Below are 20,975 nucleotides of genomic sequence, written 5' to 3' on the forward strand. Positions count from 1 at the left end.
AATGAAGACTCTCAATCGCCGCGACTTCGGCGCCGACCTCGGTCTCGCTCTTGCCGCAGCCATCCTGCTGCCCGCAACAACTGCCCGTGCCGATGACAACATGGACGTGCATATCGACAATTTCGTCTTCCAGCCGGCCGAGCTCAAGATCAAGGTCGGCACCACCGTGACCTGGACCAACCGGGACGACATCCCCCACACCGTGGTGTCGGCCGGCAAGTTCAGGTCCAAGACCCTGGACACCGACGACAAGTTCTCGTTCACCTTCACCAATGCGGGCGACTACAAATATTTTTGTTCTCTGCACCCGCACATGACGGGGATGATCAAGGTTGAGTAACGTCTCCAACCAAGGCATCAACGTCCTGCCCGGCCGGTGGTCCCACGCCGGCCGGGCTCGTGTGCCCTCGGTCACACACGCGGACGACACGACGCGACGCGAAGAACAAGAGGCAAAGCGAGGAGCGATGCCCGTGAGCGACGATTTGCAGAAGGCGCAACGCTTCCGCGAGGCGGCGTTGCCCTATCTCGACGACGTCTATACGCTCGCGCGCTATTTGCTGCGCGACGCCTCCGATGCCGAAGACGCGGTGCAGGAATGCTATCTGCGCGCACTGAAGCACTTCGACAGCTATCGCGGTCCGGCGATGAAGCCATGGCTGTTCGCCATCCTGCGCAACGTCTGCAACGCCGAATATGCACGGCGCGCGCACAGGCCGAGCGCGATCGAGGATACGCCCGGTGCCGCCGAGCAGACGCCGATCTGGCAGGAGAGCGAAGCTAGTCCTGAAACCGAAGTGCTGCGCAGCCGCGATGCCGGCGCCATCCGCAAGCTGATCGACGCGCTCGCCGAGCCGTTCAAGGAAACATTCGTGCTGCGCGAGATCAACAACCTGTCCTATCGTGAAATCGCCGAGGCCGCCGGCGTGCCCGTCGGCACCGTGATGTCCCGCCTCGCCCGCGCCCGCGCCATGCTGCGCGCGGCCTGGACGGCGGAAGAGGAGCACTCAAGATGACCTGCGACGAAGCAAGGATCCTGCTTCACGCGCTGCTCGACAACGAGCTCGATGCCGGCCATGCGCGCGAGGTCGAAGCCCACATCGCCGGCTGTCCGGACTGCGCCGCCGAGTTCGCCGCACAACGCGAGATGCAGCGCGTGCTCACTGAGACCAATCTGCGCTACACCGCGCCGGCAAGCCTGCGCAACCGGATCGAGGCCTCGCTGCCGCAGCCACAGCGTCAGCAGCCGACCCGCCGCTCCGTGCTGCGCGGCTTTGCGATGGGCTCGGCGGTCTCCGCGCTCGCCGCCTCCGGCGTCGTCGCCTTGGTGCTGCGCCAGGACGACCAGCAGCGCATCCTGTCGGAGGTCGTCTCCGCGCATCTGCGCTCGCTCCAGGCCGGCCATCTCATCGACGTGGTCTCGACCGACCAGCACACGGTCAAACCCTGGTTCAACGGCAAGCTCGACGTCGCCCCGCCCGTGATCGACCTCACCGCGCAAGGCTTCACGCTGGTCGGCGGCCGGCTCGACTATATCGACGCCCGCGCCATCGGCGCGGTCGTCTACAAGCGAAGGCAGCACGTGATCAACCTTTTCGTGTCGCAGACCTCGAGCACCGAGCACCGGCCGCCGAAGACCCAGACCATGCAGGGCTTCAACTGCCGCCGCTGGGGCGAGCGCGGCCTGAACTTCTGGGCCGTCAGCGACATCGGCGGCGACGAGCTCGCCGAATTCGTCGACAAGTTCGAGGCGGCGATGAAGGCGAATGTGGAGGGGTGATCGCCGTCATTGCGAGCGCAGCGAAGCAATCCTGACTGCCTCCGCGGAGGTTTACTGGATTGCTTCGCTGCGCTCGCAATGACGATTGCTGAGATAGATCGGCAAACTTACGCCGACCGCCGCACCGCGTTGTCCACCAGCGTCTTGCCGAGCGACCAGATCGCGCCGGGGACCTTGTGGCTGCCGGCGATGACGTCGTCGAACGCCTTCTCGATCCAGGTGCAGTCCTCTTCCGTGATCGTGAGCGGCGGCAGCAGCTTGATGGTGTGGCTGCCGTGGCCGGCCACCTGCGTGAGGATCTTGTGATCCTTGAACAGCGGCACGGTGATGAGCTGGCAGAACAGGCCCTTGTTGGCGGTCTCGAGCACGTTCCAGGAGGCGCGCAGACGCAGCGATTTCGGCGGACCGAACTCCACGCCGATCATCAGGCCCTTGCCGCGCACTTCCTTCATCAGCTCGTAGCCGGGCACCATGCGCGTCAGCGCCAGGCGCAACTCGGCGCCGCGCTTGGCGGCGGACTCGATCAGCTTCTCGGACTCCATGACATCGAGCGTGGCGATGCCCGCGGCCATCGCCAGGTCATTCTTGGAGAAGGTGGAGCCGTGCACCACGGCGCGGTCCATCTGGTTGAAGATCTTGTCGAAGATGGCCTTGCGCGTCAGCACGGCGCCGACAGGCACATGGCCGCCCGACAGCGACTTCGACAGCAGCACCATGTCGGGCTCGACATTCCAGTGCTCGACCGCGAGGAAACGGCCGGTGCGGCCCATCCCGGTCTGGATCTCGTCGGCAACGAACAGCGTGCCGTATTTCTTGCAGAGTGCCGCCGCACCCGGCAGGAACTCGTCGGTGGGCATGTTGACGCCCTTGCCCTGGATCGGCTCGACGACGAAGGCCGCGACCTCGCGCGAGGCCAGCGCCTTTTCCAGCGCAGCCAGATCGTTGAACGGGATCGAGGTGCAGCCGGGCAGCAGCGGCTCGAAACCGGTGCGGAAGTTCGAATCGCCCGTCAGCGACAGCGCGCCATAGGTCAGGCCGTGATAGCCGTGGGCGCAATAGACGATGCCGGGGCGCCCCGTCGCGCCGCGCGCGAACTTGATCGCCGCCTCGACGCATTCGGCGCCGGAATTGGCGAAAAACGCCTTGTCGAGATAGGGGACGTATTTCAGCAGCCGCTCGGCGAGCACGCCGGCGAGCGTCGAGACGTCGAACTGGACGAGGTTGGGCAAATCGGCATCGAGCACGCTCTTGAGCGCCTCGCGCATGACCGGATGATTGCGCCCGATCGCAAACACGCCAAAGCCGGACAACAGGTCCAGATACTTCGCCCCGTCGCGGTCGTAGAGGTACTGCCCCTGCCCCTTCTGGAAGCCGACATCGTAGCCGATGGTCTTGAGGACCCGAACGAACTGCTCGTTCAGATGCCGATTATGCAGGGCACTGCGCTGGGCCTGACGGTCCGCGAACAGTTGAGACATGTCTGGATTTGGGCTGTGCATCCGCTACATACTTCGGTTGAGGGCCGTCTCGTCAACTGAAAACGGACCGTTCCTGAAAACGGTCTGTGCGGCCTTTTGCCCTTTTTCGGACCATCTTCGCAAGCACAGCTTTAAACCATGTTGCACTGCCAAGGAACACTCATGCGTTTAGCCCTTTACACCGGTATACTACTGGCCGGCGGTTACACCGGCCTGACTTCAGCGCTCGCCGCCGATCCCACCGGCGACTGGCGGGTCGCCGACGGCGTCGCCAACATCCGTGTCGCCCAATGCAATGGCAGCATGTGGGGCGCCGTTTCCTGGGAAAAACAGCCCGGCGGCCGCGACGAGAACAATCCTGATGTCTCGAAACAGAACAGGCCGACGCTGGGCATGGCGACCCTGCTCGACATGAAGAAAAAGCCCGGCGCCGATCAGTGGGAAGGACAGGTCTACAACGCCAAGGACGGCCAGCTCTACAGCGCGACGATCACGCCTGCCGGCACCGACCAGCTGGAGATCAAGGGCTGCGTGATGGGCTTCCTTTGTGGCGGCGAAACCTGGACCCGCGTTGGCCCGCCGATCCCCTTGAGCACCGCCAATGCGGTGGCCAAGGGCGCAGCGAAGCCTGCCGGCGCGGCGCCGAAGGCCCAGGGAGCAGCCCAAGCCACGACAGGTGCCACGCCCCCTGCGCCCGCAGCAGCGGCCCCAAAGGCCACCGCCGCCGCCAAGCCCGGTCAGAAGGGTGCCGCCGACCCGGTCGGCGACATCTGCCTACTCCCTGAGATTGCGGGGTTTGCCCATTAGGGCCGGCTGGAACAGCAGCACTGCGGCAAGCGTCGTCACCAGCGAGAGTGCGAGCAGCTTGCCCATGCTGGACGTGCCGGGATGGCTCGACAGCCACAGGCTGCCGAACGCGGTCGCCGTCGTCAGCGCGCTGAAAAAGATCGCGCGTGTCAGGCTGGTCTGGAGCAGGTTCGTCCTGCCCGAGCGCCAGGCCACGACATAATAGATCTTGAAGGCGACGCCGACGCCGAGCAGCAGCGGGAATGCGACGATGTTGGCGAAGTTGAGCGGCAGGCCGATCAGCACGCAGATCTCAAGCGTCACCGCGCCGGCCACCAGCAGCGGCACCAGCGTCATCAGCACGTCGACGAACCGCCGCAGCGTGATCCACAGCAGCAGGCCGATCACCAGTAGCGCGTAAATGCCGGCGTGAATGAACGCCTTCACCACGGTATCGCCGGATTTCAGGATCGAGACCGGGCCGCCGATCGCGGTCGGCTCGGCAACGAGCACCGCCGCCGCAAATTTGCGCAGCGTGTCGTTGTCGTTGGGATCGCCCTTGGGCAGGGCCTCGACGCGGATGATGCCGTCCTTGCTCTTCCAGGCGCTGACGAGATCCGATGGCAGCGAGTTCAGGGTAACCGGGCCGGCCTGCATCGCGTTCCTGAGCTGGTCGAACACGATCTTCATCGGCGCGACGAACACGTCCTGCGCCTTGTTGCGCGTGGCCTCGTCGCCATTGGCGAGCTTCTCGAGCGCGTCCGCAAGCCGGCGCGAGGCGACCGCGCCCGGGCCCTTCGCATCAGCCGCGGTTCGCCGCAGATTGTCGACGGAGGATTTCAGCGAATCGACGTTTTCCTTGTCCGAGGGGGCGGCGTCGATCTGGTCAGGATTGAGCGCAGGGTTCAGCACCTTGGCGCCCTGCGCCAGCAGCTTCAGCTTCGGCTGCTGGTCCTGCGGCACGAAGCTGTCGAGCGACATCACCCGGAGCACCTCCGGCACCTTCTCGAGCTTCGCCTCGACCTGCCTTGCCTGCTCTTCCGAACTGGTCATCACATTGATGGCATTGGCGCCGGTGTTCGGATCCTTGCGCAGATCGAGGAAGGTCGCGATCGATTCGGCGTTCGGGTTGCGCAGGTTCATCGGGTTGAAGTCGAACTTCAGGAAGTAGAGCAGCGGCAGGCCGGCGACTGCCAGCAGCAGCGTGCCGCCCACGACCAGAACACGGTGCTTCTCCAGGAAGTGATCGAGCGGCGCCAGGAAGGCATATCCGACCGGCTCCTGCTCACCGGGCGGGTTCAACAGCTTCAGCATTGCGGGCAGCACGGTGATGCTGGAGAGGAACGCCACCAGCATGCCGACGCCTGCGATCTGGCCGAGCTCGGAGATGCCCTTGTAGTCGGTCGGCAGGAAACAGAGGAAGCCAGCCGCGGTCGCCATGGCCGCCAGCGACAGCGGCACCGCGGAGCGCTTGGCCGCCAGCACCAGCGCGCCCGGCAGGTCGTTGTGCTTGTAACGCTCGGAGCGGTAGCGGACGCTGTACTGGATGCCGAAATCGACGCCCAGCCCGACAAACAGCACGGCGAACGCGATCGACAGCAGATTGAACGAGCCGACCATCATCAGGCCGGCAGCGGTCGTCAGCGCAAGGCCGACGAAGAGATTGACGAATACCGCGAAAATGATCTTCGACGAATGCAGCGCCATCCACAGGATCAGCAGCACGACGAGAACGGTGCCCACGCCGTTGACGACGGCGCCTTCCTGCACGGTGGCGTATTCCTCGTTGGCGATCGGGACCGGACCTGTCAGTCGCACCCGTGCCTGGTATTTGGTCGCGAAATCCAGATCGACCGCGGCCTTGCGGATCGCATCGGTGGCGCCCTTGCCGGGCTCCAGCGCGTTGTAGTCGAGGATCGGCTTGAATTCGATGAAGGCGCGCTTGTCCGAGTCAGACAGCGGCTCGTCGCTGACGAGTTCGCGCCAGGAGAAGCTCGCATTGCCCTTGTTGAGCACGGTCTCGACCGTCTGTGCGATCTGGTTGAAGGGCCGCGCGGTGTTGTCGAGCTTGACCTGGCCACGCTTGACGCCGGCAAGTCCCGTCTCGAGAGCGCCAGTGAGGCCGCGGATCGAGGGATCGCCCGCCATGATCTCGATCAGGGGTGCTGCGGATTCGAACTGGCTGGTGATCTTGCCGACCTCCTCGGTCGGCAGGAACAGCAAGCCGTTCTTCTCGAAGAATTCACCGGTGCCGAGCTGCTGCATCGACTGGAATTCGGTCTTGTTGTCCTTCAGCTTGGCGAAGAGCGCATCCGCTGCCGCGGTTGCCATCTCCGGCGTCCGGGCCTCGACGACCGCGAGAATCGTCGCGTCGCGGTCGAAGGCACGGTCGAACTGCTGGTCGCGCTGGCGCCAGTCCAGATTCTGGGCAATCAGCGAATTGATGTCGGTGTTGATGGCGAAATGCTGGGCCGTGTAATAGCCGGCCCCCACCGAAAGCAGGAGCCCGAGAACGACGACGAGGGAGGCAAACCGGGTGCAGGCCCTGACGATGGCAACGACGACGCTTTGCAGCACTTCTTTTCTTTCTGCGGTTAACAGCTTGCCGGAAACGCCCGCTGTTTATCGGAGTTCCCGGGCGAAACCTATTGCTGTTTTGAGTGGCACTCGCCGGAACAAGGTTCGAGGTAAACGGCGGGACGCCATGAAAAAATCATTGCGGGGCGGTCGGTATAGACGGGGAGATGAGGCGGGAAAGTGACGAAGGGGTGAGCACAAATGTCGCCATTTCGCCCACGGCAATGACTATACTATGATACCGCGCGCTCCGCTGGCAGGGAACGAGAGCTGATCCGACCTTTCCTTTTTGCCGATTTTTTGACACAAAGTATTGCGCCTCCATGCGCCGGAGCCCCAACGGGGGTGGGCGGGTACCGCGTGCGCGCGTGGCCAATGGTGCGGTTATTGCAGATCGTTGGTCAGTATCGGGGTGCCGCCGGGACCTGGGAAGCGGGATTGGTGCAACTTGCGTGATGGGCGTCCAATGGAAGTTTATCTAGCGCAGCCGCGCGGCTTTTGCGCGGGCGTGGTGCGTGCGATCGAGATCGTGGAACGGGCGCTGCAGAAATACGGCCCGCCCGTCTACGTGCGCCATGAGATCGTGCACAACAAATACGTGGTCGAGAGCCTGAAGAACAAGGGCGCGATCTTCGTCGAGGAGCTCTCCGAGGTTCCGCCGAAGGCCGTGACCGTGTTCAGCGCCCATGGCGTCGCCCGCAGCGTCGAGGAAGAGGCCGCCGCACGCGACCTGCCGGTGCTCAATGCCACCTGCCCGCTGGTCACGAAAGTTCACAATCAGGGGAAACGCTACATCACCAAGGGCCGTACCCTGATCCTGATCGGCCATGCCGGCCACCCCGAGGTCGAGGGGACGATGGGCCAGGTTCCAGGGCCTGTCCTGCTGGTCCAGAGCGTTGAAGAGGCTAACGCACTGACGCTGCCGGCGGATACGCCAGTGGCCTACATCACCCAGACCACCCTGTCGGTCGACGACACCAGGGACATCATTTCGGCCCTCCAGGCCCGCTTTACAGATATTCAAGGCCCGGATATCCGGGATATCTGCTATGCGACACAGAACCGCCAATCTGCGGTAAGGGACTTGAGCAAGCTGGTCGACGTGATCTTGGTGGTGGGCGCTGCCAATAGCTCGAATTCGAACCGGCTCCGCGAAATCGGCACTGAGGCCGGCGTCGCGAGTTATTTGATTGCCGACGGCAGCAAGCTCAATCCGGAGTGGTTGAAAGATGCCAGGACTGTCGGCATCACGGCCGGCGCTTCGGCGCCCGAGGTGCTCGTGGATGACGTGATCGAAGCGATGCGGCGGATGATCGGACCGGTCAAGGTCCAGGTGCTGCCGGGCCGCGAGGAAAACATCGAATTCAGGCTTCCGGCCCAATTGGCCGCGAGCTGACCCACCCGAATTCCAAGCCCAGAAAGAAACTTTGTAATGGCAATCCCCTTCTTCAAGGAAATGCGTATCGGCGGCTATTTGCTCAAGCAGAAGATGCTGGGCCGCAAGCGCTATCCGCTCGTGCTGATGCTGGAGCCGCTGTTCCGCTGCAACCTCGCCTGCGTCGGCTGCGGCAAGATCGACTATCCGGATGCGATCCTCAACCGCCGCATGACCGCACAGGAGTGCTGGGACGCGGCCGATGAGTGCGGCGCGCCGATGGTCGCCATTCCCGGCGGCGAGCCGCTGATCCACAAGGAGATCGGCGAGATCGTGCGCGGCCTGGTCGAGCGCAAGAAGTTCGTCTCGCTCTGCACCAACGCGTTGCTGCTCGAGAAGAAGCTCGACCTGTTCACGCCCTCCCCGTACCTGTTCTTCTCGGTGCATCTGGACGGCCTGAAGGACCATCACGACAAGGCGGTGTCGCAGAAGGGCGTGTTCGACCGCGCCGTCTCCGCGATCAAGGCGGCCAAGGCGCGCGGTTTCACCGTCAACGTCAACGCCACCATCTTCGACGGCCATCCGGCCGAGGAGATCGCGAAGTTCCTCGATCTCACCGTCGAGCTCGGTGTCGGCGTCTCGATGTCGCCCGGCTACGCCTATGAGCGCGCGCCGGACCAGGAGCACTTCCTCAACCGCACCAAGACCAAGAAGCTGTTCCGCGACGTCTTCGCGATGGGCAAGGGCAAGAAGTGGAACTTCATGCATTCCGGCCTGTTCCTCGACTTCCTCGCCGGCAACCAGGAATACGAGTGCACGCCCTGGGGCATGCCCGCGCGCAACATCTTCGGCTGGCAGAAGCCCTGCTACCTGCTCGGTGAAGGCTACGCAAAGACCTTCAAGGAGCTGATGGACACCACCGACTGGGAAACCTACGGCACCGGCAAGTACGAGAAGTGCGCCGACTGCATGGCCCATTGCGGCTACGAGCCGACGGCGGCGACCGCAGCCCTCAACAACCCGATCAAGGCGATGTGGGTGTCGCTGCGCGGCATCCGGACCTCGGGCCCGATGGCGCCGGAGATCGACATGAGCAAGCAGCGCCCGGCGCAGTACATCTTCTCGGCGGAAGTGCAGAAGCGCCTGTCGGAGATCCGCAAGGACGAAGCGGCGGCCGCTCAGGAGAAGGCGGCGCGGAAGGCTTCGACGGCCGCGTAAAGCGCGCGCAGCATCGATAACAACAAAAGGCCCGATCGCCGATGGCGATCGGGCCTTTTCGTTATTCGGCGCGAGCGCGGCAGAGCGATCGCAGAGCGCATGCTCGCGAAAGATGGCTCCCGCAAAAAAACGAAAAACAACCCCATGCAAAGTAGAAGCGCCCCGGCCCGAACGGAGCCATGTCCGTTCGTCTAAACCACGACGACCGCAACACAATCAGCGGCAAACGCGCATCATTGCTCACGCCAAACGAAGTCGCTGAAGAAGGCTCAGAGCAGACGCTTGCATAGGACTGCACTCAAGATGTGCAGAGACGCCGCGATCGAGGCGGGCCGTGCACAAAATCCGACATGTACGTCACGGAAATGTCATCTAACAATATCGGTTCCCCGCCCGGACGGTGCCAGCCCGCGGCCAACATCGATGGAGCCCGACATGAACCTGTGCACGACAAGCGATCTGCGATGCGCTGTTGTGTCGATCGCCGCCGCCATGTTCTGCCTCAGCACTGCAGCTCGCGCGGCGGATCTCACCGTTTACACGGCTTTGGAGGCCGACCAGATCAAGCCTTACAAGGCCGCGTTCGAGAAGGCCAATCCGGGCATCAACATCCTCTGGGTCCGCGACTCCACCGGTATCATCACCGCCAAACTTCTTGCGGAGAAGGCAAACCCCAAGGCCGATGTGGTCATGGGTCTTGCCGCAACCTCGCTGATGCTGCTGCAGAAGGAAGGCATGCTGATGCCTTACGCGCCCGCGGGTCTCGACAAGGTCGACGCCAAGATGCGCGATCCCGCGGCCTCGCCGCAATGGGTGGGCATGGACGTCTGGGCATCGGCGTTTTGCGTCAACACCGTGGAATCCAGCAAGAAGAACCTGCCGGAGCCCGCCTCCTGGGCCGATCTGACCAAGCCGGTCTATCAGGGACAAATCGCCATGCCGAACCCCGCTTCGTCGGGGACCGGGTTTCTGATGGTCTCCGCCTGGCTGCAGATGTTCGGCTGGGACGGGGGCTGGAAGTACATGGACGAGCTTCACAAGAACATCGCGGCCTACACGCATTCCGGCTCCAAGCCGTGCCGACAGGCGGCCGCCGGCGAGTACACGATCGGCCTCTCGTTCGAGTATCGCGCCAACAAGACCAAGAAGGGTGGAGCGCCGATCAGCATTGTCCTGCCCAAGGAAGGCCTCGGCTGGGACATGGAAGCGATCGGGATCATGAAGACCGCCAAAGAATCCGAGGCCGCGAAGAAGCTCGCCGACTGGGCCGCGACGCCGGAGGCCAACAAGCTCTACGCCGAGAACTTCGCCATCGTCGCACTGCCCGGCATCGCGAGCTCCATGGAGTTCATCCAGGGTGACATCGACAAAATGCTGATCAAGAACGACTTTGCCTGGGCCGCGGAGAACCGCGACAAGATCCTGGCGGAGTGGAGCAAGCGCTACGACGGCAAGTCCGAGCCCAAGAACTGAGGAACTGCGCTGAAGAACTGCACTGAAGAACCTGAACTGAAAGACTCGAACTGAGGATCCTGCCGGGGATCCTGGGAGCGATGAAGCTGGCGATGCATGGGCGCCGGTCAATGCGGGACAGTACAATGGACAGCATGCCGACGACAGAGCCCTATCTGCGCATCCGCAACCTCTCGAAAAAGTTCGGTGCATTCACTGCGCTCAACACTGTCGATCTCGACATCATGCCGGGGGAGTTCGTCTCGTTCCTCGGGCCATCCGGCTGCGGCAAGACCACGCTGCTCCGCGCCATCTCTGGCCTCGACGTGCAAACCACCGGAACGATCCATCAGGGCGGTCGGAATATCTCGACCTTGCCGGTCGCCCAGCGCGACTTCGGCATCGTGTTCCAGTCCTACGCGCTATTCCCGAACCTGACGATCAAAGACAATGTGGCCTACGGCCTGGTGTCGGCCGGCACGCCCCGCACCGAGGTCGACAAACGGGTCAAGGAGCTTCTCGAACTTGTCGGCCTGCCCGAGCAAGCCGGCAAATATCCGGCACAGCTCTCGGGCGGGCAGCAGCAGCGCGTCGCGCTCGCCCGCGCGCTGGCGCTATCGCCCGGCCTTCTGCTGCTGGACGAACCGCTATCCGCTCTCGACGCGCGTGTCCGGGCGCGTCTGCGCGGCGAGATCCGCGACCTGCAGCAACGTCTCAAGCTGACCACGATCATGGTGACCCACGATCAGGAGGAGGCGCTCACCATGTCCGACCGGATCGTGGTGATGAGCAATGGCAGGATCGAGCAGGTCGGCACGCCCGACGAGATCTACGGCCGCCCCGCGACGGCTTTCGTCGCCGACTTTGTCGGCAAGATGAACTTTCTGGAGGGGCGCCTCGTCACCAGCAAGCGCGCCAATGTCAGGGGTGCCGTGCTCGACTTCGGCGAGGAGGTGCAACTCGGCGAAGGCGCGGCCGTCACGGTCTGCCTTCGGCCGGAGGACGTGGTGGTGCGCGACATCGGCGAGCATTCGGACAATCGCCTGTCCGTCCAGGTGGGCGTCATGGAATTCATCGGCAATCATTTCGCAACGACCCTGCATGCGAGCGGCACGAGCCTGAACTTCTCGGCCGACTTTTCGATCAACGCCGTGCGCGACCTCGGCATTTCCTCCGGCGCGACCATCGAGGTCGTGCTGCCCCCGAAGCGGTTGCGCGTATTTGCCCAGCCGCGCTCCGCGACTGCCTGACACGGGAAACCAGCGATGGCGACCGAGACGCTGATTCTGCCGGACCGTGCCGTTGCGATCGCGCCGCTGCGGCAGAAGCTGGGGCGCGACGACTGGATCATGCGCGGCGCGGTCGTGGCGCTCGGCCTCTGGTTGATCGTCACCGTGCTACTGCCCCTCTGGGCGCTGCTGTCCAAGAGCTTCCAGGCGACTGATGGCAGCTTCGTAGGCCTTGCCAATTTCCAGGCCTATTTCGCCAATCCAGCGCTCGCCGATTCGATCTGGCACTCGGTCTGGGTGTCGCTGCTGAGCACGGTCATCTGCGTTCTGCTCGCCTTCGTCTACGCCTACGGACTCACCCGCACCTGCATGCCTGGGCGGTGGCTGTTCCGCATCATCGCGCAGATCCCTATTCTCGCACCCTCGTTGCTGCCCGCGATCAGCCTTGTCTATCTGTTCGGGAACCAGGGCCTCGTCAAATGGATGCTGTTCGGCGCGTCGATCTACGGTCCGATCGGCATCGTCATGGGCGAGGTGTTCTGGACCTTCCCGCACGCGCTCATCATCATCACCACGGCGCTGGCGATTTCGGACGCGCGTCTGTACGAGGCGGCGGAAGCGCTGCGGGCAAGTCCGCGCCGCACCTTCTGGACGGTGACAATTCCGGGCGCGCGTTACGGCCTGATCAGTGCAGTCTTCGTCGTCTTTACCCTGGTGATCACCGATTTCGGCGTGCCGAAGGTCATTGGAGGCAAGTTCAACGTGCTCGCGACCGACATCTACAAGCAGGTGGTCGGGCAGCAGAACTTCCGGATGGGTGCGGTGGTCGGCTTGATCCTGCTGCTCCCCGCAGCGCTGGCCTTCGTCGTCGATCAGCTCATGCAGCGGCGCCAGATGGCGCTGCTCTCCGCACGCGCCGTACCGTATGATCCCAGGCCCGACGCCACGATCGATCGCGCGCTGCTGGCGATTTGTTCGCTGATCGCGTTCGCGATCATGGTCATTCTCGGTGTGTCCTTCTTCGCTTCGATCGCGACGTTCTGGCCCTACGATCTGACACCCAGCTTCAAGAACTTCGACTTCGACATGATGGATGGCGGCGGCTGGCGCAGCTACTTCAACTCGCTCGTCATGGCCGGCCTCACCGCGCTGTTCGGGACCGCGGTGATTTTTGCCGGCGCCTATCTGGTCGAGAAGACGCCGCGCTTTCGCGCCATTCGCGGCTTCGTGCAGTTTCTCGCGCTGCTTGCATTGGCCGTTCCCGGGCTGGTGCTCGGGCTCGGCTACATCTTTTTCTTCAACAACCCGGCCAATCCGTTGAACTTCATCTACGGCACCATGGCCATTCTGGTCATCTGCACGATCTCGCATTTCTACTCCGTCTCGCACCTGACCGCGGTGACGGCGCTCAAGCAGATCGACCGGGAGTTCGAGACCGTTTCGGCATCGCTCAGGGTGCCGTTCTGGCGCACCTTCATGCGCGTGACCTTGCCGGTCTGCCTGCCGGCCGTGCTGGATATCGCCATGTATCTGTTCGTGAACGCGATGACGACGGTCTCGGCGGTGGTCTTCATCTACGCGCCGCACACGACGCTTGCGGCCATCGCCGTGCTCAACATGGATGACGCAGGCGATGTGGCTCCGGCGGCGGCCATGGCCATGGTCGTGTTCGCCACAGCGGCCGTCACACGAGCCATCTATATGTTACTCACACAGGGCTATCTTGCGCGCGCCCAGATGTGGAGAAAGCGGTGAACGTGTCCGGAGACGAATTCGATCTGGCTGTTATCGGGGGCGGCATCTGCGGTCTCGCCCATGCGCTTGCGGGTGTGCGCCAGGGCTTGCGGGTCTTGGTCATCGAGCGCGATGCAAGGGCGAACGGCGCCTCGATCCGCAATTTCGGCTTTGTCACCGTCACCGGGCAGCAACGCGGCCAGTGCTGGCAGCGGGCAATGCGGTCGCGACAGGTCTGGGCCGAAGTGGCTGCGGCCGCGGGCATCAGGATCGAGCATGCCGGACTGGCGGTCGCGGTGCGACGACCGGAAGCCGCGGCCGTGCTCGAGGCGTTCCGCACCACCGAGATGGGCGAGGGTTGCGAGCTTCTGAGCCCGGCTGAGGCGGGCCGCCGTTTCCCGATGCTGCGGACCGACGATCTGCAAGCCGTGCTGGCGAGCCCTCATGATCTGCGGGTGGAGTCGCGCATCGCGGTGCCGGCACTGGCGCGCTGGCTGGCCGAAGTGCATGGCGTCACCTTCCTCTATCAGACGCTGGCCAAGGCGGTGACACCGCCGGTGATCGACACCACACGAGGGCCGGTCAAGGCCCGGCTCTGCGTGGTCTGCCCCGGCGACGATTTCCTGAGCCTTTATCCGGAACGCCTGGCGAGCTACGGCCTCGTCCGCTGCAAGCTGCACATGCTGCGGGTCGGGTCAGTGAGCGCGATGCCGCGCTTCAACGCGGCCGTGATGTCGGACCTCGGCCTTGTGCGCTATCTCGGCTACGCCGAACTGCCGGAGGCCGCCGCACTGAAGCAGCGCCTCGAATCCGAGCAGGGCCAGCATCTGGCCAACGGTGTGCATCTGATCGCCGTGCAGAGCGAGGATGGTTCGCTCGTTGTCGGCGATTCCCACCATTACGACGCGACGCCGGACCCGTTCGGTCCTGAAGCGGTGGACGAGTTGATCATGGACGAGTTCCGGCAGGTTCTGGCCTGGCCAACGCCTGTCATTCGCGAGCGCTGGATCGGCACCTACGCCTCGGCGTCCGACCGGCTGATGCTGATCGACCGCCCATCTGAAACCGTGCGCCTCGTCATGATCACCAGCGGCACCGGCGCCAGCACCTCGTTTGCGATCGCCGAGGAAGTGATCGACGAATTGACGTCCAGGAGCCGAGCCACATGACCGATAAATTCGAGCACGTCCAGGCCGTGGTGTTCGACTGGGCCGGCACGACGGTGGACCATGGCTCGCTGGCGCCGATGGGCGTGTTCGTCGAGGCATTCGCGCGCTTCGGCGTGGCGATCACCGTCGACGAGGCGCGCGGGCCGATGGGCATGGCCAAGCGCCCGCACATCGCCGCCCTCCTGCGCTTGCCCCGGATCGCCGCCGCCTGGCGCGACAGGCATGGGCGCGAGCCTGGTGAAGCCGACATCGATGCGCTCTACGCTGTGTTCGTACCGATGAATGTCGAGGTCGCCGCTCGCTTCGCCGACGTCATCCCGGGTGTGGCCGAAGCTGTTGCCGGCTTGCGGCGCCGCGGCCTGAAGATCGGCTCGAGCACGGGCTACACGCGCGAGATCATGGCCGAGGTCATTCCGGTCGCGGCCGCGCAAGGCTACGCGCCTGACAGCATCGTGTGCACCGGGGACACGCCCGACGGCCGACCCACGCCGTTCATGCTCTACAAGGCCTTTCTGGAGCTCGCCGTCTGGCCGGCCTGGAGCTGCGTCAAGGTCGACGACACCGAGGTCGGGATCCAGGAAGGTCTCAACGGCGGCTGCTGGACTGTCGGCGTTGCCGTCACCGGCAACGTGTTCGGCTTGTCGCTTGCCGACACGGCTGCGTTGGCGCCGAAAGCCTTCGCCGAGCGGCGCGCGGCCGCAGTCGAGCGGCTGGCGGGCGCCGGCGCCCATTACGTGATCGACGGCGTCGCCGATATCATCCCGGTGATCGCCGCGATCGAGGACCGGCTGGCCCGCGGAGAGCGACCAGGAGGCTGACATGAGCAAGTCCGGCATGAGCGCCTCCGAGGGCGACGTCAATTTATCGGCGGAGCGGCGCTCGTTTCAGGAGCGTCATCTCAACGCAGAGACCCGGAGCTGGCTCGACGAGGACGAGCGCTGGTACCTGCGACAATCGCTGTCGACGCCTTGCCTCAACGTGGCCACCGCCGCCGAAGGTAGCCACATCGTCGATCTCCAGGGACGGCGCATCCTCGATTTCCACGGCAACAGCGTGCATCAGGTCGGCTACGGTCATCCTCGCGTGGTGGCGGCCATCAAATCGCAGCTCGACACCCTGCCCTTCTGCCCGCGCCGCTACACCAACAAGTCCGCCATCGACCTTGCCCGGCGCCTCGCCGAGTTGGCGCCGGCGCCGCTGGAGAAGGTGCTGCTGGCACCCAGCGGGTCGGCTGCCATCGGCATGGCACTGAAGCTCGCCCGCTACGCGACGGGGCGACACAAGACCCTGTCGATGTGGGACGCATTTCACGGCGCCAATCTCGACGCGGTCTCGATCGGCGGCGAAGCCCTGTTCCGGCGCGGCGTCGGACCGCTGCTGCCGGGCACGGAACATGTGCCGCCGCCGGGACTGGCCGCGCGCTTCTTCGGACAGGACGGCCGCGCCCACGAGCGCCTCGCCGACTACATCGATTATGTCCTCGAGGTGCAGGGCGACGTCGCGGCCGTGATCGCCGAGCCGATGCGTTGGACCACGGTCGAACTGCCGCCGCCCGGCTTCTGGCCCCGCGTGCGCGCGAGCTGCGATCGGCACGGGGCGCTCCTGATCTTCGACGAGGTGCCGAGCTGCCTCGGCCGCACCGGAACCATGTTCGTCTGCGAGCAGGCGGAAACTGCGCCCGACATCCTCGTGCTCGGCAAGGGACTGGGCGGCGGCATCATGCCGATGGCAGCCATCGTGGCGCGAGCCGATCTCGACGTGGTGCCCGAGGGGGCACTGGGCCACTACACCCATGAGAAGAGCCCGGTCGGTTGCGCGGCAGCCCTCGCCACGCTCGACGTGATCGCAGAGGAAGGGCTGCTTGCCGCAGCGAACGTCCTCGGCGCGCACGCGCTGGAACGGCTGCGATCGATGGCAGACCGGTATCCCCTGATCTCCGAGGTGCGCGGGGCAGGTCTCTATCTCGGCGTCGAGATCGGCCGCCGCGACGCGGCCGAGGCCAATGCGCTCGCGGAGCGCCTCTTGTATCGCTGCCTGGAGGCGGGCCTGAGCTTCAAGCTCGGCGGCGGCAACGTGGTCACGCTATGCCCGCCGCTGACAATCTCGCGCGCCGACCTCGACCGGGCCCTCGATATCCTCGAAGCGGCGATGTCGGCCTTGTGAGCGGGACGCGACACGCACGCTTCGCTGCGCCGCGCTCCATCCGGGTTACAAAGACCAAACGAAAAAGGCCCGGTCGCGCGACCGGGCCTTTTCTTATTGTTGGATCGACGAACCCGCTCAGGCCGCCTTCGAGACCAGCGTCTCGCTCTCGATCAGCTCCGTCCCGATCAAATAGTCCCGGCAGCCGCGCAGCGAGCGCAGCGCGCGGTTGAAGTCGATGCCGGTCGAGACCAGTCCATGCAGCGCGGCCGGATTGCGGACGATGCCGCGCAGCACGGCGGCCAGATCGATCTGGCCGTTCGGCTTGATGGCGGCGCGGGCGAGCGCCGGCAGCGCGCGGTGGGCGGGGTCGCTGATGACGCGGACCGCAGCGAAGGGCAGCCCGGCCTCGGCGGCGTAGGCGGCCGCGATGTGGCTTTCCATGTCGACGGCCGAGGCCCCGGTCTCCGAATGCAGCGCCGCCTTGCAGGAGCGCCCGGTGACCACTTCCTCGGCACCGGCGAGGCTGCCGCGCACGACGCGGCGCCGACCGGACGTCAGGCGGCCGATCAGGTCGTCGCCGAGCGACAGGCCGGCGGCCCAGCGGGTGTCGCCGGCGAGCACCTCGGTTGCCAGCACCACGTCGCCGGAGCGCAGGGTCGGGTCGAGCCCGCCGGCCACTCCGAACGAGATCACACCGCGAATCGTATTGGGGTCCACCACCGTCAGCAGCGCCCGCAACTGGGTCGGGCTGCTGGATGAGCAGATCACGGCCATGCCGGGGCCGGCCGCGATGCGAGCCTCCTGGACAAGGCCGGTCACGATCAAGATCGGCCGCGGATCAATGGCATTGCCCGCGGTAAAATAGTCCCCCGTCCCCAAAGTCACATTCCGACCCCTACCACCCTGCTGTTGGTGTTCCGCAAGTTCCGATACCGCGCCAATGCCCACAGCGGGAAGAACTTAGGATAACCATGATACCGCAGATAGAATACACGCGGAAAGCCTGTGGCGGTGTACCGCTGCTCGTCCCACAGTCCTTTTTTGTTCTGTGTTGCAATCAGGTACTCCACCCCGCGGGCGACGGCCGGGTGATCAACCTCGCCTGCCGCCATCAGGGCAAGCAAGGCCCATGCCGTTTGCGAGGCGGTCGAGGGGGCAGCTTCCCATCCCCGGTAGTCCAGCCGGTAGCTGACGGCGTCCTCGCCCCAGCCGCCGTCCTGGTTCTGGATCGAGGCCAGCCAGGCGGCGGCCTTGCGCATCATGGGGTCGTCGTGGCGGACGCCGGCCATGTTGAGGGCGCAGAGCACCGACCAAGTTCCATAGATGAAGTTCATGCCCCAGCGGCCGTACCAGGAGCCCTCGGGGTGCTGGGTCTTGCGGAGATAGGCGACGCCGTCGGCGACATGCTTGCTACTCGTCGCGGTCTCGCCGAGCTGGGCCAGCATCGAGATGCAGCGCGCGGTGACGTCCTCGGTCGGCGGATCGAGCAGCGCGCCGTGGTCGGAGAACGGGATGTTGTTGAGGTAATATTCGAGGTTGTTGACGTCGAAGGCGGCCCAGCCGCCGTCGTCGCTCTGCATGCCCTCGATCCATTCCCGGCCGCGGTCGATCGCGGCGTCATAGCCGGCCACACCGTGCTCCCGGCGCATGCGGTCCATCGACATCACCACGACCGCGGTGTCGTCGAGGTCGGGGTAATGGGCGTTGTTGTACTGGAAGGCCCAGCCGCCCGGGCGCACGTCGGGCCGCTTCACCGCCCAGTCGCCCTTGACCTCGAGTTCCTGTTTCGGGATCAGCCAGTCGAGGCCCTGCCTCGCCGCAGGCACCGCCTTGTCGCCGCCGGCTTCCAGCAGCGCATGCGCGGTCAGAGTCGTGTCCCACACCGGCGAGACGCAGGGCTGGCAATAGGCCTCCTCCTCGCCGATCACCAGCAGCTTGTCGATGCCCCGGCGCGTGACCGCGCGCGGCGGATAACTCTCGTCCTTGCCGAGCGCGTCGTACATCATGACGATGTTGGCCATGGGCGGATAGATCGCGCCCATGCCGTCCTCGCCGTTGAGCCGCTCCTCGGTGAAGGCGAGCGCGGCGTCGATCGCGCGCTGGCGCAGGCTCTTCGGGAACAGCGGCTCGACGACGCGCAAGATCGCATCGAGGCTGCGAAACAGCAGGAACCAGGCCATGCTCTGGTGCGGCGCCTTCGCAGTCATGCCGATCGAGCGCGGATCCTGGAGGAACAGCTCGTCGATGCCGACGCCCTTCGGGTTCTTCGCGCGCGGCTTCAGCGCGGCGATTACCATCAGCGGCACCATGGTGGTGCGCGCCCAGTAGGAGATCTTGTTGATGTGGAACGGCGACCAGAACGGCAGCAGCACGATCTCGATCGGCAGCACCGGCACCGCGCGCCAGGTCATGACGCCGAACATGGCGAGCATGAAGCGCGTGAAGACGTTGCTGTGAATGGCGCCGCCGCGGACGTGGATCGCCTCGCGCGCGCGCACCATGTGCGGGGCGTCGACGGAATCGCCGATCATCTTCAGCGCGAAGTACGCCTTCACGCTGGCGCTCATGTCGAACTCGCCCTCATGCACCAGCGGCCAGCCACCATGGGCGCCCTGCACGCGGCGAAGATAATTGCCGATCTTGGCTTCGAGCACGGTGTCGACGGGCTCGGCGAGATAATGGCGCAGCAGGATGTATTCGGCCGGAATCGTGCAGTCGGCCTCGAGCTCGAACACCCAATGGCCGTCCGGTTGCTGGAAGCCGATGACGCCTTGCGTGGCTGACGCAATGCTCGATTCCAAAGCTTCGCGGCTGGTCGCGTTCACCGAATCCATCTCGCTCGATTGCTCCGATAGTCGTTTCAACGTGACGGGGACATTGCCCGTCAGGGCCGCTTTGCGGCCAGAACCAGATCGGCGGCACGATCACCGGACCGGACCGATCCCTCGATCGTTGCCGGCAATCCCGTAGCAGTCCAGTCGCCGGCGAGGAACAGGTTTTTCAGCGCGGTGACCGGCCCCGGACGCAGGGCATTCTGCGCCGGCGTGGCGGCAAAAGTGGCCCGGCGCTCGCGCACGATCTGCCAGGCTGGCAGTTCGCCGGAGACCCCGCCCGCCTTGCACACATCGTCCCAGATCGCCTGCGCGAGTTCCTCGCGCGGCATGTCGACGAGACGGTCGCCGTTGCTGATGGTCACCGAGAGCCGGTTCGGGAACGCGAACAGCCACTCTACGACGCCGCCGATCACCCCGAGGATCGGCGCCGAAGCCGGCGGCGGCTCAAAGCGGAAATGCGCATTCACGATGGCGCGGAATTCGGTCGGCGTCTTCAGGCCCGGCAGCAGGCTTGTGGCCGCACGCGGCGGCACCGCCATCACGACGACATCGCCGTCGGCGAGCTGGATCACATCCCCGCCGCCGAAATTCAGCGCGCTGGCCTTGCCGTCATTGCTGACGAACGACCGCAGCTCATGGCCGAGCTGGACGGTGTGGCCGCGCTCCTGGAGGAATGTCACCGCAGGTTCGATCAGCACCGCGCTGAGACCATCGCGCGCGATCAGGGGACGGCAGGCCTGCCCGCCGGCAAGCAGCGTCTCGCGCACGATCGCGCCGGCAAGCCCGGCCGAGCCTTCGGGCGGATCGACGTTGAGCGCCGCCAGCAGCAGCGGCTGCACCAGACGCTGGTAGAGAGTGCCCTCACAGGGAATCGACCTGCCGACCAGCGTCTCCTCCGACGCCCAGATCAGCGGCGCCAGCTTGAGATAATCGGTGAGACCCGTATCGGGGACGCGGCGGCTCTCGTCGAGCACCCATGTCGGCAGCCGGCCATTGCCGAGATCGATCTGCCAGCGCTGCCCGGTCTTGATGTCGACGAAAGGAAACTGCGCGGTCTCAGGACCGACGAGGCCGGCCTCGGTGCCGATCGAGCGCGCATAGGCGCGTGCGTGGCTGTTGCCCGACAGCAGCAGATGATTGCCGTTGTCGATGGTGAGACCGGTCGCGCCGTCGAAATAGGAACGGCAGCGGCCGCCGG

General features: G+C 65.0%; 17 protein-coding genes. 12 read left to right on the forward strand and 5 right to left on the reverse strand.

Annotated features, from left to right (window positions below):
• Nucleotide 1 precedes the first annotated feature (1 nt).
• The 3 genes from PMI42_RS18070 to PMI42_RS18080 all read left to right on the forward strand — a co-directional run bounded on the left by PMI42_RS18070 (nt 2) and on the right by PMI42_RS18080 (nt 1,780).
• Nucleotides 2-340: a cupredoxin domain-containing protein gene (locus tag PMI42_RS18070; protein ID WP_008136667.1), complete on the forward strand. Its 339-nt coding sequence runs from the start codon at nt 2-4 to the stop codon at nt 338-340.
• A 127-nt stretch (nt 341-467) separates the two neighbouring features.
• Nucleotides 468-1,016, forward strand: a complete 549-nt coding sequence (locus tag PMI42_RS18075) for a sigma-70 family RNA polymerase sigma factor (RefSeq protein WP_035966030.1) — start codon at nt 468-470, stop codon at nt 1,014-1,016.
• Complete coding sequence (locus PMI42_RS18080; RefSeq protein WP_008136672.1) at nt 1,013-1,780, forward strand: anti-sigma factor family protein; 768 nt, start codon at nt 1,013-1,015, stop codon at nt 1,778-1,780. The genes PMI42_RS18075 and PMI42_RS18080 overlap by 4 nt, the downstream gene beginning before the upstream one ends.
• Before the next feature lie 107 nt (nt 1,781-1,887).
• On the opposite strand, the gene hpnO is transcribed toward PMI42_RS18080, so the two are convergent.
• Nucleotides 1,888-3,279, reverse strand: a complete 1,392-nt coding sequence (gene hpnO, locus PMI42_RS18085) for an aminobacteriohopanetriol synthase HpnO (RefSeq protein WP_035966033.1) — start codon at nt 3,277-3,279, stop codon at nt 1,888-1,890.
• Nucleotides 3,280-3,420: 141 nt separating this feature from the next.
• Between hpnO and PMI42_RS18090 the strand changes: the two genes are divergently transcribed.
• Nucleotides 3,421-4,065 (forward strand): DUF2147 domain-containing protein, encoded by a 645-nt coding sequence (locus tag PMI42_RS18090; protein ID WP_008136676.1) that lies wholly within the window; start codon nt 3,421-3,423, stop codon nt 4,063-4,065.
• Here PMI42_RS18090 and hpnN read toward each other — a convergent pair.
• Complete coding sequence (gene hpnN, locus PMI42_RS18095; RefSeq protein ID WP_008136678.1) at nt 4,033-6,621, reverse strand: hopanoid transporter HpnN; 2,589 nt, start codon at nt 6,619-6,621, stop codon at nt 4,033-4,035. The two genes, PMI42_RS18090 and hpnN, sit on opposite strands and share 33 nt — an antisense overlap.
• A 466-nt stretch (nt 6,622-7,087) precedes the next feature.
• Here hpnN and ispH point away from each other — a divergent pair, with 466 nt between their 5' ends.
• From ispH to pbfA, 8 genes are all read left to right on the forward strand, one after another.
• Nucleotides 7,088-8,017 (forward strand): 4-hydroxy-3-methylbut-2-enyl diphosphate reductase, encoded by a 930-nt coding sequence (gene ispH, locus PMI42_RS18100; RefSeq protein ID WP_008136680.1) that lies wholly within the window; start codon nt 7,088-7,090, stop codon nt 8,015-8,017.
• 36 nt (nt 8,018-8,053) lie between these two features.
• Entirely contained in the window at nt 8,054-9,214 is a 1,161-nt protein-coding gene (gene hpnH / locus PMI42_RS18105) for an adenosyl-hopene transferase HpnH (RefSeq protein ID WP_008136682.1), read from the forward strand.
• 435 nt (nt 9,215-9,649) lie between these two features.
• The gene (locus PMI42_RS18110; RefSeq protein ID WP_008136684.1) at nt 9,650-10,687 is read left to right on the forward strand and encodes a putative 2-aminoethylphosphonate ABC transporter substrate-binding protein; all 1,038 of its coding nucleotides are present in this window, start codon (nt 9,650-9,652) and stop codon (nt 10,685-10,687) included.
• A gap of 80 nt (nt 10,688-10,767) precedes the next feature.
• Nucleotides 10,768-11,916: a putative 2-aminoethylphosphonate ABC transporter ATP-binding protein gene (locus PMI42_RS18115; protein ID WP_502692673.1), complete on the forward strand. Its 1,149-nt coding sequence runs from the start codon at nt 10,768-10,770 to the stop codon at nt 11,914-11,916.
• Between the two features lie 15 nt (nt 11,917-11,931).
• Nucleotides 11,932-13,650 carry a putative 2-aminoethylphosphonate ABC transporter permease subunit gene (locus PMI42_RS18120; protein ID WP_008136687.1) on the forward strand — a complete coding sequence of 573 codons (1,719 nt, stop codon included), beginning with the start codon at nt 11,932-11,934 and terminating at the stop codon, nt 13,648-13,650.
• On the forward strand, nt 13,647-14,798 hold the full coding sequence (locus PMI42_RS18125) for a TIGR03364 family FAD-dependent oxidoreductase (RefSeq protein ID WP_008136689.1): 1,152 nt from the start codon (nt 13,647-13,649) through the stop codon (nt 14,796-14,798). The genes PMI42_RS18120 and PMI42_RS18125 overlap by 4 nt, the downstream gene beginning before the upstream one ends.
• Nucleotides 14,795-15,616 carry a phosphonoacetaldehyde hydrolase gene (phnX, locus tag PMI42_RS18130; protein ID WP_008136690.1) on the forward strand — a complete coding sequence of 274 codons (822 nt, stop codon included), beginning with the start codon at nt 14,795-14,797 and terminating at the stop codon, nt 15,614-15,616. Before PMI42_RS18125 ends, phnX begins: the two co-directional genes overlap by 4 nt.
• A 1-nt stretch (nt 15,617) precedes the next feature.
• Nucleotides 15,618-16,961 (forward strand): (R)-1-hydroxy-2-aminoethylphosphonate ammonia-lyase, encoded by a 1,344-nt coding sequence (pbfA, locus tag PMI42_RS18135; protein WP_008136693.1) that lies wholly within the window; start codon nt 15,618-15,620, stop codon nt 16,959-16,961.
• Nucleotides 16,962-17,078: 117 nt separating this feature from the next.
• Here pbfA and PMI42_RS18140 read toward each other — a convergent pair whose 3' ends face one another.
• The 3 genes from PMI42_RS18140 to hpnE all read right to left on the reverse strand — a co-directional run.
• Nucleotides 17,079-17,828, reverse strand: coding sequence for a phosphorylase (locus PMI42_RS18140; protein ID WP_008136695.1), 750 nt, complete (start codon nt 17,826-17,828; stop codon nt 17,079-17,081).
• Nucleotides 17,825-19,777: a squalene--hopene cyclase gene (gene shc, locus PMI42_RS18145; protein ID WP_008136697.1), complete on the reverse strand. Its 1,953-nt coding sequence runs from the start codon at nt 19,775-19,777 to the stop codon at nt 17,825-17,827. Before shc ends, PMI42_RS18140 begins: the two co-directional genes overlap by 4 nt.
• A 50-nt stretch (nt 19,778-19,827) precedes the next feature.
• The coding region (gene hpnE / locus PMI42_RS18150; protein ID WP_008136699.1) for a hydroxysqualene dehydroxylase HpnE at nt 19,828-20,975 on the reverse strand (1,148 nt) is incomplete at its 5' end.

This window comes from Bradyrhizobium sp. YR681 (assembly GCF_000282615.1).
GTDB lineage: Bacteria > Pseudomonadota > Alphaproteobacteria > Rhizobiales > Xanthobacteraceae > Bradyrhizobium.